We start from the raw sequence: 15,778 nt of genomic DNA, 5'->3' as shown, positions 1-15,778 counted from the left end.
CGGCGTCACCACTCGATGCCCCTCTGCCCCTTCTGCCCGGCGTCCATGGGGTGCTTGACCTTGGACATGTCCGTCACCAGGTCCGCGACCTCGACGAGCTTCTCGGGAGCGTTGCGCCCGGTGATCACGACGTGCTGGGTCCCGGGCCGATCCCGCAGCACCTCCACCACCTCGTCGACGTCCACCCACCCCCAGTGCATCGGGTACGCGAACTCGTCGAGCACATACAGCTTGTACGTCTCGGCGGCGAGGTCCCGCTTGACCTGCTCCCAGCCCTCGCGGGCCTTCTCCTCGTTGTCCATCTGGGAGTCGCGCTGGACCCAGGACCACCCTTCGCCCATCTTGTGCCAGTCGACGGAGCCCCCCCCGCCGCTGGCCCCCAGCACCCGAAGGGCGTTCTCCTCCCCGACCTTCCACTTCGCCGACTTGACGAACTGGAACACCCCGATGGGCCACCCTTGGTTCCAGGCGCGCAGCGCCAGCCCGAAGGCGGCGGTCGACTTGCCCTTGCCGATGCCCGTGTGCACGACGACGAGCGGCCGGTTACGCCGCTGACGTGTCGTCAGTCCGTCGTCCGGTACGACACTCGGCTGCCCCTGCGGCATTACGCGGCCCTCCTAGAAGTCCCCGAAGTCCTCTGAACATCCCTGACCAGCCCGGCGATCGAGTCGGCCCGCAGTTCGTCGAGCGTCACCGCGGCACCCCCCAGCTCACCCGCGACCTGCCCCGCGAGCCCCAGCCGCACGGGCCCCGACTCACAGTCGACGACCACGGACGCGACGCCCTCGGCGGCGAACAGCCGGGCCGCCCGCCCGGCCAGCGCGACCGGCTCGGGCCCGCCCGTGGCCCGCCCGTCGGTCACCAGCACGACGAGCGCCCGCCGCGCCGGATCCCGCAGCCGCTCGACCCGCAGCACGTCATGCGCCTTGAGCAGCCCGGCGGCCAACGGCGTCCGCCCACCGGTCGGCAACGACTCCAGCCGTACCGCCGCCGCGTCCACCGACGAGGTGGGCGGCAGAGCGACCTCCGCGGCCGCGCCCCGGAAGGTCACCAGCCCCACCTTGTCCCGCCGCTGATACGCGTCCAGCAGCAACGACAGCACAGCACCCTTCACGGCGCTCATCCGCTGCCGGGCGGCCATCGATCCGGAGGCGTCGACGACGAACAGCACGAGGTTGCCCTCGCGTCCCTCCCGGGTCGCCTGCCGCAGATCGTCCCGCCGGATCACGAGCCCGCGCCCGGACCGCCCGCGCGCCCGCTGATGCGGCGCGGCCGCCAGCACGGTCGCCGCCAGGTGCAGCTTGGTGAGCGCCCCCTGAGGCCGTCGGGACCCGGTGGTCCGCCCATGCTCGGTCCGCGCCCGCGACCGCCGCCCGGCGGCCCCCTCACCGATCCCGGGCACACTCAGCACCTTCGTACGGAACGGCTCGGCGGCCCGTACGGCGGACTGCTCCCCGGCGCCGGAGGGCTGCGGCTCCCCGCCCTCGCCGGCCTCGGGCCGCGCGGCGGTGTCACCGCCCTCGGGGCCGTCGCCGTCGGACTGCGGCGGCTGCCCGCCGCCCCCGCCGGGCCCGTCGGGATCCGGATCCTCGTCGCCGTCGCTCTCGCTCTCGCCGGAGAACTCCTCCAGCGTCTCGTCCAGCTTGTCCTCGTCGAGCCCCGGCGCGTCGAACGGATTGCGCCGCCGCCGGTGCGGCAGCGCGAGCAGCGCCGCCTGCCGTACGTCCTCGGCGAGCACGTCGGTCCGCCCGGCCCAGGCGGCCAGCGCGACCGCGGTCCGCGCCATCACGATGTCGGCGCGCATGCCGTCCACCTCGAAGGCCGCACAGGTCGCCGCGATCTGCCGCAGCGCCCCGTCCCCGAGCCGCACGGACGGCAACAGCTCCCGCGCCGCCACGATCCGCGCCCGTACGGCGGACTCCTCGTCGGCCCACCTCTCGGCGAACCCCTCCGGATCGTCGTCGTAGGCGAGCCGTCGCCGCACGACCTCCACCCGCTGGTCGGGCTCCCGCGAGGCGGCGACCTCCACGGTCAGCCCGAACCGGTCGAGCAACTGCGGCCGCAGCTCGCCCTCTTCGGGATTCATGGTCCCGACGAGCAGGAAGCGGGCCGCATGCCGTACGGAGACGCCCTCGCGCTCGACGTAGGAGGCGCCCATCGCGGCCGCGTCCAGCAGCAGGTCGACGAGATGGTCGTGGAGCAGGTTGACCTCGTCGACGTACAGGATGCCCCGGTGCGCGTCGGCCAGCAGGCCCGGCTCGAAGGCCTTCACGCCCTCCGCGAGCGCCCGCTCGATGTCGAGCGCGCCGACCAGCCGGTCCTCGGACGCGCCGACCGGCAGCTCGACCATCCGGGCCGGCCGGGACTCGAACGCGCCCGGCTCGTGCGGCCCGTCCGGGCAGGCGGGGTCGGGTGAGCCGGGGTCGCACGAGAACCGGCACCCGGTGACGACGTCCAGCGTGGGCATCAGCGCCGAAAGCGCCCGCACGGCCGTCGACTTGGCGGTGCCCTTCTCACCGCGCACCAGCACACCGCCGACCGCCGGAGACACGGCGTTCAGCAGCAGCGCGAGCCGCAGATCGTCCTGGCCGACCACGGCCGTGAACGGGAACGGGGTACTCACTGGTCGCCCTCCAGATCGCCTTCGAGCTCCAGGTAGGTGGCGCGCAGACGCTCGAGCGTGTCCGCGTCCGGCTCGGCCCACAGCCCGCGGTCGGCGGCTTCGAGGAGCCGCTCGGTGATGCCCCGCAGCGCCCACGGGTTGGACTTCTTCATGAAGTCCCGGTTCTCCGGATCGAAGACGTACTCGGCGCTGAGCTTCTCGTACATCCAGTCGTCCACGACCCCGGCCGTCGCGTCGTACCCGAAGAGGTAGTCGACCGTCGCCGCCATCTCGAACGCGCCCTTGTAGCCGTGTCGGCGCATGGCCGCCATCCAGCGCGGGTTGACCACCCGCGCCCGGAACACGCGGTGCGTCTCCTCGCCGAGCGTGCGCGTCTTCACCTGGTCCGGCGTCGCCGAATCGCCCACGTACGCCTCGGGGTTGGCCCCCGTCAGATGCCGGACCATGGCGACCATGCCGCCGTGGTACTGGAAGTAGTCGTCGGCGTCGACGAGGTCGTGTTCGCGGGTGTCGACGTTCTTCGCCGCCACCGCGATCCGCTTGAACGCCGTCTCCATGTCCCCGCGCGCCGCCCGCCCCTCGAGCCCGCGCCCGTAGGCGTAGCCGCCCCAGACGGCGTACACCTCGGCCAGGTCCGCGTCCGAGCGCCAGTTCCGCGCGTCGATCAACGGCAGCAGCCCGGCCCCGTACGCCCCCGGCTTGGAGCCGAAGATACGGGCCGTCGCGCGCCGTCGGTCGCCGTGCTCGGCGGCGTCCTCGTCGACGTGGGCGCGCACGTAGTTCTGCTCGGCGCTCTCGTTCAGCTCGGCCACCGTCCGCACCGCGTCGTCGATCAACCCGACGACGTGCGGGAACGCGTCCCGGAAGAAGCCGGAGATGCGGACCGTGACGTCGATGCGGGGCCGGCCCAGCTCCTGCGGGGGGACCACCTCGAAGCCGGTGACCCGGCGTGAGGCGTCGTCCCACACCGGGCGGCAGCCCAGCAGCGCCAGGATCTCGGCGATGTCGTCGCCCTGGGTGCGCATCGCGGACGTGCCCCACACCGTCAGGCCGACGGACTTCGGGTACTCCCCGGTGTCCTGCAGATACCGCTGGACGAGGGAGTCCGCGAGCGCCTGGCCGACCTCCCAACTCAGCCGGGACGGAATGGCCTTGGGGTCCACCGAGTAGAAGTTGCGCCCGGTCGGGAGCACGTTCACCAGCCCGCGGGTCGGCGAGCCGGACGGGCCCGCCGGGACGTAACCGCCGTCCAGCGCCTTGAGGATGTGGTCGATCTCGTCGGTCGTCCTCGCCAGCCGCGGCACGACCTCCGTGCACGCGAACTCCAACACCGCGACGGCGTCCGGGAGTTCGGCCCCCACCACCTCGCGCACCAGCGCCGGGACGGCGGCCGTCTCCCAGCCCCGCCGCTCCATGCCCTCCGCGAACCGGCGGCACAGCTGCTCCAGCAGGTCGATCGCGTCGGCCGCCGAACGGGCCGGACCCTCGACCAGGTCGGTCAGCTCCACCGGCGCCTTCACCGGCGCGCCCGGCTCGGCGAGCAACTCCTTCTCGACCAGGCCGAAGTGCTCGGCGAGGCAGGCCCGCAGCCCCGGCAGCGCGTTCGCCGTGCCGCCCCACACCTGCGAGGCCCGCAGCACGGCCAGCACGAGGTTCACCCGCGCCTCGTCGACCGGACCGCCGCCGAGGATGTGCAGCCCGTCGCGGATCTGCACGTCCTTGATCTCGCACAGATAGCCGTCGATGTGCATGACGAACTCGTCGAAGGCGTCGTCGTCCGGCTGGTCGTCCACATGCAGGTCGTGGTGGAGCTCGGCGGCCTTCACCAGCGTCCAGATCTGCGCCCGCACGGCCGGCGCCTTGGTCGGGTCCAGGTCGGAGACGAGCGCGTACTCGTCGAGGAGCTGCTCCAGCTTGGCCAGGTCGCCGTAGGTGTCGGCGCGCGCCATCGGCGGCACCAGGTGGTCGACGACCGTGGCGTGTCCACGCCGCTTGGCCTGGGTGCCCTCGCCGGGGTCGTTGACGATGAACGGGTAGATCAGCGGCAGTTCGCCGAGGACGGCGTCCGGCGCGCACCCGCCGCTGAGCCCGAGTCCCTTGCCGGGCAGCCATTCCATCGTGCCGTGCTTGCCCATGTGGACGACGGCGTCCGCGCCGAAGGAGTGGTCCAGCCAGCGGTAGGCCGCCATGTAGTGGTGCGACGGCGGCATGTCGGGGTCGTGGTAGATCGCGATCGGGTTCTCGCCGAAGCCGCGCGGCGGCTGGATCATCACGACGACGTTCCCGAACTGGAGGGAGGCCAGCACGACGTCGTCGCCGTCCACGTACAGGTTGCCCGGCGGCTCGCCCCACGCCTGCAGCATCCCGTCCCGCAGCTCCGGGTCGAGCCGGTCGAACCAGGCCCGGTAGTCGGCGAGCGGCACGCGCGCGGGCGCGGCGGCCAGCTGCTCCTCCGTCAGCCATTCGACGTCGTGGCCACCGGCGTTGATGAGCCGGTGGATCAACTCGTCCCCGTTGTCGGGGTGTCCCTCGACGACGTATCCGGCGTCCCGCAGCGCGTCCAGCACCCGCACCGCGGAGGCCGGGGTGTCGAGTCCGACCGCGTTGCCGACCCGCGAGTGCTTGGTCGGGTAGGCGGTGAAGACGAGCGCCAGCTTCTTCTCGGCGTTCGGCTTGTGCTTCAACTGCGCGTGCCGTACGGCGATTCCGGCGACGCGTGCGGCCCGCTCGGGGTCGGCGACGTACACCGGGACGTCGTCCGGACCCTGCTCCTTGAAGGAGAAGGGGACCGTGATGAGCCGCCCGTCGAACTCGGGGATGGCGACCTGCATCGCCGCGTCCATGGGGGACACGGCCGCGTCGGAGTCCATCCAGGCCGCATGCGACGAGGTCAGGCAGAGTCCTTGCAGCACCGGCACGTCGAGGTCGGCGAGGGCGCCGATGTCCCAGGCCTCCTCGTCGCCGCCGGCCGAGGCCTGCGAGGCGTGCGTGCCGCCGGCGGCGAGGACGGTGGCGACGAGGGCGTCGGTCCTGCCGAGGATCTCGTACAGCCCGGAGTCCGCGCCGCGCAGCGAACCGCAGTACACGGGAAGGGCGTTGGCGCCCTTCGACTCGATCGCGTCGCACAGGGTGTCCACGAAGCCGGTGTTGCCGCTCAGCTCGTGGGCCCGGTAGAAGAGCACGCCGACGGTCGGCCGCCCGTCGACGACGGCACGCTCGCCGTGGACGCCGTACTCCGGCATCTGCTGCGGCTCCAGGAAGCCCTCGCCGGTCAGCAGCACGGTGTCGGACAGGAACCGGGCCAGCTCGGTGAGGTTGGCGGGACCGCCCTCGACGAGATAGCGCAGCGCCTCCGCCACGACACCGGCCGGCGCCGACGACTCGGCCATCAACTCCGCGTCCGGCACGGTCTCGCCGCCCAGCAGCACCGTCGGCACGCCCGACGCCTTCAGCGCGGCCAGCCCGTCCTCCCAGGCCCGCTTCCCGCCGAGCAGCCGTACGACGGCGAGGTCTGCGCCGTCGAGCAGCGCGGGCAGCTCCGTCGCGACGTCGACGCGGGTCGGGTTGCCGATCCGGTACGCGGCGCCGGAGGCGGCCCGGGCCGCCAGCAGATCCGTGTCGGCGGTCGACAACAACAACACTGTGCTCATGCGGGCGCTCCCGGTGGAATGAAAGGCAGTCCTTGCGGCGCGCCCGACTCGATGAGCCGCCAGAGCGCGTCGGTGTCCGCGTGCTGTTCGATCAGGTCGCCGAGCCGGTCGAGCTGCTCCTCGCGCAGCGCGGCGAACGAGGTGTCGGCGGCCGGCGTGAAACGGCGGCCCGCGGCGGCCGCGACCTCGCGCAGGAAAGCGCGCCGGAAGCCGTCCGACTCCAGCGAGCCGTGCCAGTGCGTGCCCCAGGTCTGTCCGACCCGGCAGCCGTCCAGGAAGGCGGCTCCGCCCAGGATCTCGGCGACCCCGTGGTGGATCTCGTACCCCTCGACGGCCTCGCCGAGGGCTTCCCCCACCGGCCGGGTGAGGGTCTTCTCCCGGGCGAACCGCACCCGGACCGGAAGGAGCCCCAGCCCTTCCACGTGCCCCTGCCGGCTCTCGACCTCGTCCTCGATGTGCTCGCCGAGGATCTGGAAGCCGCCGCAGACGCCGAGGATCGGCCGGCCCTCGGCGGCCCTGCGCATCAGGGCCTCGGCCAGGCCGCGTTCGCGCAGCCACTCCAGGGCCCGGACCGTGCCCCGGGTGCCGGGGACGACGACGAGGTCGGCGTCGGCGAGCTCCTCGGGCCGGTCCACGAACCGCACGACGACGCCGGGCTCGGCGGCCAGGGCGTCCACGTCGGTGAAGTTGGACAGGAGGGGGACCGCGCAGACGGCGACCCGCAGGACGTCCTCGCCGACGGGCGGGGAGACGTTCGACTCCCGCACGGTCCCGCGCAGCGACACCCGAAGCCCGTCCTCCTCGTCGATCCCGAGCCCGTGCCGGAACGGCAGCACGCCGTACGTCCGCCGTCCGGTGAGCCCGTGCAGCATGTCGAGCCCGGGTTCCAGGAGGCTGACGTCTCCCCGGAACTTGTTGACGAGGAACCCGGCGACCAGCTCCTGGTCCTCGGGGGAGAGAAGGGCGACCGTGCCGAAGAAGGAGGCGAAGACGCCCCCGCGGTCGATGTCGCCGACGACGAGCACGGGGAGCCGGGCGCCCCGCGCGATCCCCATGTTCACGATGTCGGTCCGCCGCAGGTTGATCTCGGCCGGGCTGCCCGCCCCCTCGCAGATCACCGCGTCATACGTGGCCCGCAGCTCGGCGAGAGACTCGAGAACGGTGTTGAGGAGTCTCTGCTGCCGCCCTCCGTGATAGCCGCGTGCGCTCATCTCCCCGACGGGCTTCCCGAGCAGCACGACCTGACTGCTCTGCTCGCCGCCGGGCTTGAGCAGCACGGGGTTCATCAGCGCGGTCGGCTCGATGCGGCAGGCCTGCGCCTGCATGGCCTGCGCCCGCCCGATCTCCGCGCCCTCCCGCGTCACGAACGAGTTGAGCGACATGTTCTGCGCCTTGAACGGCGCGACCTTCACCCCCTGCCGCACCAGCCACCGGCAGATCCCGGCCGTGACGACGCTCTTGCCGGCGTCGGAGGTGGTGCCGGCGACCAACAGCCCACCGCTCATGACGTACGCCCCTTCAGCCGGACCTTCGAGTCGAGGCGCGCGGCGACGGTGCGCGCGGCGACCGTGCGCGCGGCGACCGTGACGCCGAGCGCGAGCAGGCCGACGCGGCGGGAGAGCCGGGCGGCGCGTTCGATGTCGTGGACGACGACGGCGCGTCCCGCCGCCCCGTTGAGCACGGGCCGGTGCTCGACCCGGCCCCCGTACGACAGGGTCCCGCCCAGCCGTACCCCGAGCGCGCCCGCGAAGGACGCCTCCACGGGCCCGGCGTTGGGGCTGGGGTGCTTGCGGGCGTCGGCGCGCCAGGCCCGTACCGCACCTCGCGGATCGTCCCCGGCGACGGCCGCGAGGACGGCGGTCAGCCGCGCCCCCGGCCAGCCGGCGAGGTCGTCGAGGCGCGCGGACGCCCACCCGTAGCGTCGGTGACGGGCGGACCGGTGCCCGACCATGGCGTCCAGGGTGTTGACGGCCCGGAACCCGAGCAGCCCCGGCACCCCGGCCACCCCGCCCCACACCAGCGCGCCCACGACCGCGTCCGAGGTGTTCTCGGCGACGGACTCGACGACGGCGCGGGCGATCCCGTCGGCGTCCAGGGACTGCGGATCCCGCCCGCACAGATGCGGCAGCCGCGCCCGCGCCGTCTCGACGTCCCCCGCGTCGAGGGCCTGCCCGATGGCCCGGGCCTCGCGGGCGAGGGAGGTCCCGCCGACGACGGCCCAGGCGGCCGCGCCGGTGAGGGCGACGGAGGCGGCGGGGGAGGCGCGTACGACCCGGGCGGCGAGGGCCCCCAGGGTCACCGCGCCGCCGGCGCACACCGCGGTGTGCAGCGCGCCCCACCCGCGGTGGTCCCGCCACAGCACCCGCTCCACGGCGCCCGCGGCCCGGCCGAACGCGGCGACCGGATGTCCCCGGCGCGGATCGCCCAGGAGCAGGTCGCAGAGGAGGCCGGCGGCGGCGCCGTACGCGTAGACGCGATCGGCACGCACCGGGTCAGCCGACGGTGGGGGCGGGGGCGGGGGCGGGGTGCGAGCCGGGACTGGTCCTCGAACGGCAGCCGAGCATGGCGATATGTCCTCACTCAGGGTGTCCACGCCCTGGTTCGACGAGACCGGCGGTGAGAGTTCCTGGCTCCCGGGGCTTTCTACCCCGGTGACAGTGGCGGGACCGCACCGGATTCACACCGGTTTCCTCTCCAGCCGCCGTACATGGCTCCGGCAGTCCACCACGGGCCCGGAAGGGCCGTCAACTTGCTGTTGACCTGCGAGGCTGGAGTGTGCTGAGCCCCACACAGGGGTGGTTCGCGAGGCCACGAAAGAGGGGTGCGGGACGGCGATCCGTCCCGCACCCCTCAGTGCTCGAGATGACCCGTCAGGCCACGATCAGCGAGATCCCGTACGCCACCGCCGCCGCGCACGCCGCGAAGCAGGCGTACGCGCCGGTCACCGCGAGGGCGGCCGAGCCGCCCTGCTCGGCGGCGCGTTCCTGACGCGACAGGCCCATGATGCCGAGGGTGAACAGGGCGACGACGCCCACCGTGACCACGAGGCTGACGCCGAAGACGGAGCCCAGGGCTGCCCAGTCGATCTTCATACTGCTTCTCTTCCTTCGTACCGGGGGCGCGGGCTCAGACGGCCGCGGCCGGCGGGGCGGCGGGCGCTGCGGGAGCGGTCGACTCGGCGGCCGGGGACAGGATGGTGGCCGTCAGGTCGTCGGTGACCGTGCCCGTGGGCGGCGGGGTCACGGCCGCGATCGCCGTGGTGACCACACCCGGCGGCTCCTCGGCCTCGACGACGTTCGACGCGTCCACGACCTCGCGCCGGGAGATCTTCCAGATCGCCGCGCTGGAGGCGATCAGGAAGGCCGCGACGACGGCCGTGCCCCAGTCGCCGAGGTCCGTCACCGACTCGGCGAGCGCGCCCACCAGGGCCGCCGCCGGCAGCGTCAGCCCCCAGGCCACGAACATCCGGGTCGCCGTCGACCAGCGGACCACCCCGCCCTTGCGGCCGAGGCCCGCGCCCATCACCGAACCGGAGACGGAGTGCGTGGTGGAGAGGGAGAAGCCGAGGTGGGAGGAGGCCAGGATGACGGTCGCCGCACTGGTCTGGGCGGCGAAGCCCTGCTGCGGCTGAAGGTCGGTCAGGCCCTTGCCCATGGTGCGGATGATGCGCCAGCCGCCGAGGTAGGTGCCGAGCGCGATGGCCATGCCGGCCGAGAGGATGACCCAGGTGGGCGGGTCGGAGTCGGGGGCCACGGCGCCGCCGGCGACCAGGGCGAGGGTGATGATGCCCATCGTCTTCTGCGCGTCGTTGGTGCCGTGGGCGAGGGAGACCAGGCCGGCCGAGGCGATCTGGCCCGTGCGGTAGCCCTTCGCCGCAGCCTTGCCGTCGGCCTTCTTGCCGAGGGTGTAGGAGAGGCGGGTGGCGAGCATCGCCGCCACGCCCGCGACGATCGGGGCCGCGATCGCCGGGATCAGGACCTTGGTGACCAGCACGTCACCGTGGACCGCGCCGGTGCCGGCCGAGGCGATGGTCGCGCCGATCAGACCGCCCATCAGGGCGTGCGAGGAGCTGGAGGGCAGACCCACCAGCCAGGTCAGCAGGTTCCAGAGGATCGCGCCGACGAGGGCGGCGAAGATGACCTCGGGACGGATGCCGGTCTCGTCGACGAGACCCTTGGAGATCGTGTTGGCGACCTCCACCGAGAGAAAGGCGCCCACAAGGTTGAGCACGGCGGACATGGCCACCGCGACCTTGGGCTTGAGCGCACCGGTCGAGATGGTCGTGGCCATCGCGTTGGCGGTGTCATGAAAACCGTTCGTGAAATCGAACGCGAGTGCGGTGATTACCACAATCGCGAGGATCAGCGAGAAGTTTTCCATTTACCCAGGCAATCGTTCGAGGTCATTGGTTGGTTGACCGTAGGCAACCTGGGTGAACGGAAGATGAACTGGGGCGGGCTTCGCGGTGTCTTGATGAAGGGTTTGACGCCACGCCCGGATCGGCGGCCCGGCGGCGGCCCAACTGCCGCACGGCTAGGCGCCCCGGGCGAACCTCGCCAGCTGTCCCGCGGAGCCGTTGAAGAGATTCTGGTCACCCGGCAGACCGCCCCTGTCGGCGTACTGCCAGAAGGTCCACGACGACCAACCGGCGGGCAGCGTCCCGGCGTCCGCCGACCCGTGGCGGGCGATCCACAGCGCGTGGTCTGCGGCGAAGGCGCCGCTGCCGCCCGTGCAGGCGTTCCACCAGTGGGTGGTCGTGTAGATCACCGGGCGGCGGCCGGTGAGCCGGTTCACCTCGTCGCTGAACGCCCTGATCCAGGCCACCGTCCCCGCCCTGCTCAGGCCGTAGCACGGACGCCGCGCGTCGTACGGGTTGTACTCGACGTCCAGCGCGGGCGGCAGCGTCCTGCCGTCGGCGCTCCAGCCGCCCCCGTTGTGTACGAAGAACGCCGCCTGCGCCTCGCCCGGGCCCTGGTCCGGGCGCGCGAAGTGGTACGCGCCGCGTACCAGTCCGGCGGCTCCGGCGCCGTCGAACTGCGGGCCGAAGTACGGGTTGCGGTAGGCGGTGGACTCGGTCGCCTTGACGTAGACGAACGTGGCCCCGGCGGCCTTCGCCGCCTCCCAGTCGACGGCCCTCTGGTGGGAGGAGACGTCGTGCCCTCTCGGCTGCTCCGCCGCCACGGCCGCGGTGGCCGCGGGCGGATCGGCCAGCGCGGTTCCTGCCGCGGCGAGCGCCACGAGCAGGACCGCCCAGAGGCGGGCACGGGCGGAGGTACGGGTGTGGGCCATGGTTTCCCCCGGAACGGCGGCGTGCGCGACGGTGTGCACGACGAACGCCCCAGAGGCTAGGGGAAGATCCGGCCGGATCGGTGGATGCCGGTCGATACCCGGCCAATCACCTGGACCAGATGATGTACGCCGATATGCGCCCACCGTGTCCGCGGGCGACGACGGGCCACGGCCCCTGCTGGCAGGATCGCGGCATGGCTGAGCAGCGACGTGATCAGGGAGAAGCCCGGGACTCCCGGGACGGCGTACAGGGCGTGGAGGGCATGGAGGGCGTGGGCGTGGAGGGCCGGGTGGGCGTGGCGGAGGCGCGGGCCTGGGAGGCGCTCGTCGCGACGGCCCGCCGCACCGTGGCCGACGGACTGGTCGTCGGCACCTCCGGCAACGTCTCCGTCCGTGTCGGCGACACCGTGCTGGTCACCCCGTCGGGCGTGCCCTACGACCGGCTCGCCCCGGCGGACGTGACCGGCGTCGACCTGTCCGGCCGACAGGTGCTCGGCACGCTGGTCCCGACGAGCGAACTGCCCATGCACCTCGCCGTCTACCGCACCACCGACGCCCGCGCCGTCGTCCACACCCACGCCGTGCACGCCACCGCCGTCTCGACCCTCGTCACCGAGCTGCCCCGCGTCCACTACATGGCGGGCGCCCTCGGCGGCCCCGTCCGGGTCGCCCCCTACGCGACGTACGGCACCCAGGAGTTGGCCGAGAACATGCTCCGCGCCCTCGCCGACCGCACCGGCTGCCTGCTCCAGAACCACGGCACCCTCACCTACGGCGCCACCCTCGACCAGGCCTACGACCGCACGGCCCAGCTGGAGTGGATGTGCCGCCTCTGGCTCACGGCCTCGTCCCTCCCGGACCGAACCCCGACCCTCCTGACGGAGGAACAGGTGGCGGAGGCGGGGGAGCGACTGCGGGGGTACGGGCAGAAGCCTTCGTCCGAGGGCGCGGGCGCGGGCGCGGGCGAGGGCGCTGGCGGCGGCGAGGGTGCGGGCGAGGGCGCGGGCGACTGACCGCGTTTCGAGCCGCGATGGAGGCTGATCATGGCTGGCTGGCTGGCTGGCTGGCTGGCTGGCTGCGATGGCGGATGCCCGTCGCCGACTGACCTTCCGGCCGCGACGGTGATCGGCCGTGGCTGTCTGCCCCTTCCGGCCGCGATGGCGACCGCCCATGACTGACCGCCCCTCCCGCCCCGACCGCGACCCGCCGTCGCCGACCACCCCGCTGACCGCGACGCCGACCGGCCGCGACCGACCCCGAGGGCCCGAACCGGGGGCGCCGAGCCCCCTACACGCAACCCCGACGCAACCCCGACACCACCCCCGCGCCCTGCCGCGCGTCACCCCGAGTCGCTCCACCACTGGCCGGTCCGAGGGATGGCCAGGACACTGGACGGGTGCGCACTGTCACCGCGACGGCCGCCGCCGTCACCGCAGCCCTCGCCGCCGGCGCCGCCAGTGTCGCCGCCGGCCGGTTCGCCAGCGACGCCGCGCTCAAGGCGCCGCCCGGCCGGCCCCTGCCCACCGAGCCCCGGCTCACCGTGCACGGCACCGCCGCGGGGCAGGTCACGCTCACCCGCGCCCTCGCCGCCCTGCGCCCCGGCACCTACGGCCTGTCCGGCGACGGCTCCCACGCGGTCGTCGGGCCCGTCCTGGCCCACGCGGCGCACTCCGCCGACACCGTCGTACGCCGCCTGGAGCGCGTCACCCACGGCAGCCTCGACCCCGGCGACTCGGTCTGGCTCACCCCGAACCTGTACGTCGGCAGCCCGAGCGCCGCCCTCGGCCTCGACCACGCCGACGTCGACGTGCCCGGCGAGCTCGGCGCGCTGCCCGCCTGGTTCGTGCCCGGCGCCCGGCGCACCTGGGTGATCGTCGTGCACGGCCTGGGCGCCACCCGGGAGCACGCCCTGAACGTCCTGGGCTTCCTGCACCGCCGCCGCTTCCCGGTCCTCGCCCTCGCCTACCGCGGAGACCTCGGCGCCCCGCGCCCCCCGGACGGCCTGAACCACCTCGGCGCGACCGAGTGGCGCGACGTCGACGCGGCGATGCGCTACGCCGTGCGTCACGGCGCCGAACGCGTCGTCCTGTTCGGCTGGTCCACCGGCGCCGCCATGGCCCTGCGCGCCGCCGCCGACTCGGGGCTGCGCGACCTGGTCTCGGGGCTCGTGCTGGACTCGCCGGTCCTCGACTGGCAGGCGACGCTGCGCGCCCTCGCCTCCGCCCGGCACACCCCGGGCGCGCTGCTGCCGCTCGCCGTCCGCGCCGCCCAGGGCCGCACCGGGCTGCACGGCGGCCGAAGCGGCCGAAGCGGCCGTGACGATCACGGCGGTCTCGCGGCCGCCGACCCGGCCCGGCTGAAGGTCCCGACCCTGATCTTCCACGGCCCCGACGACGCCGTGGCCCCCTGGCAGGCCTCCCGTCGCCTCGCCGACCGCCGCCCCGACCTGGTCACCCTCCACGCCGTTCCGCGCGCCCCGCACAGCGCGATGTGGAACGCCGACCCCGCCCCCTACGAAGAATCCCTGCGCCGCTTCCTGACCCCCCTGAGCTGACCTCGCCACTGACCTCGCCACTGGCCTTGCCGCTACTCGCCGCCGACCTCGCCGCAGCCCCCGTCGGCGAACCGGCCCGGACCGGTCGCCAAGGTTCCGTTTAAGCCCGTACCACTGGCCTGAACACGCCTCCTCGCCCCTCTCCGCACCCCGTGCCTTGGCCAGTCCCGTAGCCCGCCGTGACATTCCGTTTGGGTTTTCGGACCGTCAACCGGAAGACTGCACCCGTGACGTCCCGTATCCCGCGCGACTCCAGGCTTCGACTCGTCCGCCCGCGACCCCTGGCCGCCGCCCCCTCAGCTGTGAACGAGCGGCGCTCGCGCCGCCCCGCACCCCGCCCGCCGGAGGGCACCCCGGCACCCGCGGAGCTGGCCAGAATGGCGCGCTCCGGACTGGCCTCGGCGGCGCGTGTCGCCCGCTGGGCCGACAACGCCCTCGGCCCCGGCCGCGACGCGGCGACCGACGACGGCAAGGCCACCCTCTCCGACGCGACCGCCGAACGCGCGGCGAGCGATCTGGGCCTGACACCGGCCCAGATCCGCGCAGACTGGGACACCGCCCGCCTCGCCGGTCTCGTCGAGGTGCACGGCGACAGCGCACGCCCCGGATGGCGACTGCGCGCCTGGAACCGCGACGACAGCGCCGTCCTGCGCGGCTGGGTCGCCCTCTTCGACGCCTGGTCGCTCGCCTCCGCGGAACCCGCCGAGGAAGAGCCCGCCGCCGTCGCCGAGGTCGTCTCGGCCATGCCCCAGGTGCTCTCCTTCCTCCAGCTGTCCGCCGGGCCCGTCCCCGTCGACCAGCTCCTGGACCTGCTGCGCCAGCGCGTCACCGAACTGCGCACCGCGCGCTGCGAGGTCCCCTACGGCGCCGGCACCGAACCCGCCGAGCCCGCCGCCGTGCCCCCCGTCGACACCGAGCCGGCCGAGCCCGCGCGGGACGCCGAGCTCGCCCCCCTCCTCGACTGGGCCCTGCACGCCCTCGCCGCCGTGGGCGCGCTCACCTGCGGCGACGGCCACGCCACCCTCACGCCCCTGGGCAGCTGGGCGGTCTGGGTCAAGCTGGAGCAGATCTGCGTCGCCGCGCAGAGCCCCGCCGGGAACATCGAGCAGGCCGCCGAGGACATGCTCCGCGGCTGCGCCCAGCTCCGCCCGAACGCGGCCCGCGCCGAGTACCGCGCCTGGCTCGCCGCCCGCACCGTCGGCAGCGCCGTCAACGAGCTGCTGGCGGCCGCCCGCGGCGAGGACGCCCTGCTGCGCGGCCTCGCCTTCGAGGCGCTGCGCGTCGTCGGCGCCCCGGCCGAGCCCGACGTCCGCGCCGTCGTCGACGACTCGGCCCTGCGCCCGTACGCCCTGCTCTGGCTCGCCGAGCACGACGGCGTCGACCCCGAGGACGCGCACGAGGTCCTCACCCGCAAAGAGGCCACCTGGCTCTGGGTCGACACCGCCGCCGCCGTCGCCGACCACGGCGAGGCTCCCATGCTCGTGCGCCACCTGGAGTCCGCACTGCAGCCGACCGTGCCCGCGCTGCTGGCCGAGGTGCGGGCCGTGGGGCATCCGCGCACCGTGCAGGTGCTGGTGGCGCTCGCCGCCGCGCACCCCGACCCGGCGCTGGCCAAGGCCGTCCGCCGGGCCGCCTTCCAGGTGCACACCGGCGGCAGCTGAG

Annotated in this window: 11 protein-coding genes and 1 riboswitch; of the genes, 3 read left to right on the top strand and 8 right to left on the bottom strand. The window is 73.9% G+C overall.

Going from position 1 to position 15,778, the window contains the following annotated elements; translation table 11 throughout:
• Window positions 1–5 precede the first annotated feature (5 nt).
• From cobO to OG562_RS08635, 8 genes are all read right to left on the bottom strand, one after another.
• Window positions 6–605 carry a cob(I)yrinic acid a,c-diamide adenosyltransferase gene (cobO, locus tag OG562_RS08670; RefSeq protein WP_266395621.1) on the bottom strand — a complete coding sequence of 200 codons (600 nt, stop codon included), beginning with the start codon at window positions 603–605 and terminating at the stop codon, window positions 6–8.
• Complete coding sequence (locus tag OG562_RS08665) at window positions 605–2,623, bottom strand: putative cobaltochelatase (RefSeq protein ID WP_266395619.1); 2,019 nt, start codon at window positions 2,621–2,623, stop codon at window positions 605–607. The genes cobO and OG562_RS08665 overlap by 1 nt, the downstream gene beginning before the upstream one ends.
• Window positions 2,620–6,273 carry a cobaltochelatase subunit CobN gene (cobN, locus tag OG562_RS08660; RefSeq protein WP_266395618.1) on the bottom strand — a complete coding sequence of 1,218 codons (3,654 nt, stop codon included), beginning with the start codon at window positions 6,271–6,273 and terminating at the stop codon, window positions 2,620–2,622. The genes OG562_RS08665 and cobN overlap by 4 nt, the downstream gene beginning before the upstream one ends.
• Complete coding sequence (locus tag OG562_RS08655; protein ID WP_266395617.1) at window positions 6,270–7,778, bottom strand: cobyric acid synthase; 1,509 nt, start codon at window positions 7,776–7,778, stop codon at window positions 6,270–6,272. The genes cobN and OG562_RS08655 overlap by 4 nt, the downstream gene beginning before the upstream one ends.
• Entirely contained in the window at window positions 7,775–8,761 is a 987-nt protein-coding gene (locus OG562_RS08650) for a cobalamin biosynthesis protein (protein ID WP_266395616.1), read from the bottom strand. The genes OG562_RS08655 and OG562_RS08650 overlap by 4 nt, the downstream gene beginning before the upstream one ends.
• 111 nt (window positions 8,762–8,872) lie before the next feature.
• Window positions 8,873–9,015: riboswitch (cobalamin riboswitch) on the bottom strand.
• 128 nt (window positions 9,016–9,143) lie between these two features.
• Window positions 9,144–9,365 (bottom strand): hypothetical protein, encoded by a 222-nt coding sequence (locus tag OG562_RS08645; protein WP_266395615.1) that lies wholly within the window; start codon window positions 9,363–9,365, stop codon window positions 9,144–9,146.
• A gap of 34 nt (window positions 9,366–9,399) precedes the next feature.
• On the bottom strand, window positions 9,400–10,653 hold the full coding sequence (locus OG562_RS08640; protein ID WP_266395614.1) for an inorganic phosphate transporter: 1,254 nt from the start codon (window positions 10,651–10,653) through the stop codon (window positions 9,400–9,402).
• A gap of 153 nt (window positions 10,654–10,806) precedes the next feature.
• Window positions 10,807–11,562, bottom strand: coding sequence for a lysozyme (locus tag OG562_RS08635; RefSeq protein ID WP_266395611.1), 756 nt, complete (start codon window positions 11,560–11,562; stop codon window positions 10,807–10,809).
• 194 nt (window positions 11,563–11,756) lie between these two features.
• On the opposite strand from OG562_RS08635, the gene OG562_RS08630 reads away from it, so the two are divergent.
• The 3 genes from OG562_RS08630 (at window position 11,757) to OG562_RS08620 (ending at window position 15,777) form a co-directional block, all read left to right on the top strand.
• The gene (locus OG562_RS08630) at window positions 11,757–12,575 is read left to right on the top strand and encodes a class II aldolase/adducin family protein (protein ID WP_266395610.1); all 819 of its coding nucleotides are present in this window, start codon (window positions 11,757–11,759) and stop codon (window positions 12,573–12,575) included.
• A 383-nt stretch (window positions 12,576–12,958) separates the two neighbouring features.
• Window positions 12,959–14,116: an alpha/beta hydrolase gene (locus OG562_RS08625; protein ID WP_266395608.1), complete on the top strand. Its 1,158-nt coding sequence runs from the start codon at window positions 12,959–12,961 to the stop codon at window positions 14,114–14,116.
• Between the two features lie 227 nt (window positions 14,117–14,343).
• Window positions 14,344–15,777: a hypothetical protein gene (locus OG562_RS08620; RefSeq protein ID WP_266395607.1), complete on the top strand. Its 1,434-nt coding sequence runs from the start codon at window positions 14,344–14,346 to the stop codon at window positions 15,775–15,777.
• Window position 15,778: the final 1 nt, after the last annotated feature.

The sequence above is a fragment of the Streptomyces sp. NBC_01275 genome (genome assembly GCF_026340655.1).
Taxonomy (GTDB): Bacteria; Actinomycetota; Actinomycetes; order Streptomycetales; family Streptomycetaceae; genus Streptomyces.
This window is presented reverse-complemented; position numbering and strand designations above follow the sequence as displayed.

Bases quoted from the DNA above. Each gene is read 5' to 3' on its own strand.
- cobO (WP_266395621.1), bottom strand. From the start codon at position 605: ATGCCGCAGGGGCAGCCGAGTGTCGTACCGGACGACGGACTGACGACA.
- cobN (WP_266395618.1), bottom strand. From the start codon at position 6,273: ATGAGCACAGTGTTGTTGTTGTCGACCGCCGACACGGATCTGCTGGCG.
- OG562_RS08655 (WP_266395617.1), bottom strand. From the start codon at position 7,778: ATGAGCGGTGGGCTGTTGGTCGCCGGCACCACCTCCGACGCCGGCAAG.
- OG562_RS08645 (WP_266395615.1), bottom strand. From the start codon at position 9,365: ATGAAGATCGACTGGGCAGCCCTGGGCTCCGTCTTCGGCGTCAGCCTC.
- OG562_RS08640 (WP_266395614.1), bottom strand. From the start codon at position 10,653: ATGGAAAACTTCTCGCTGATCCTCGCGATTGTGGTAATCACCGCACTC.
- OG562_RS08635 (WP_266395611.1), bottom strand. From the start codon at position 11,562: ATGGCCCACACCCGTACCTCCGCCCGTGCCCGCCTCTGGGCGGTCCTG.
- OG562_RS08630 (WP_266395610.1), top strand. From the start codon at position 11,757: ATGGCTGAGCAGCGACGTGATCAGGGAGAAGCCCGGGACTCCCGGGAC.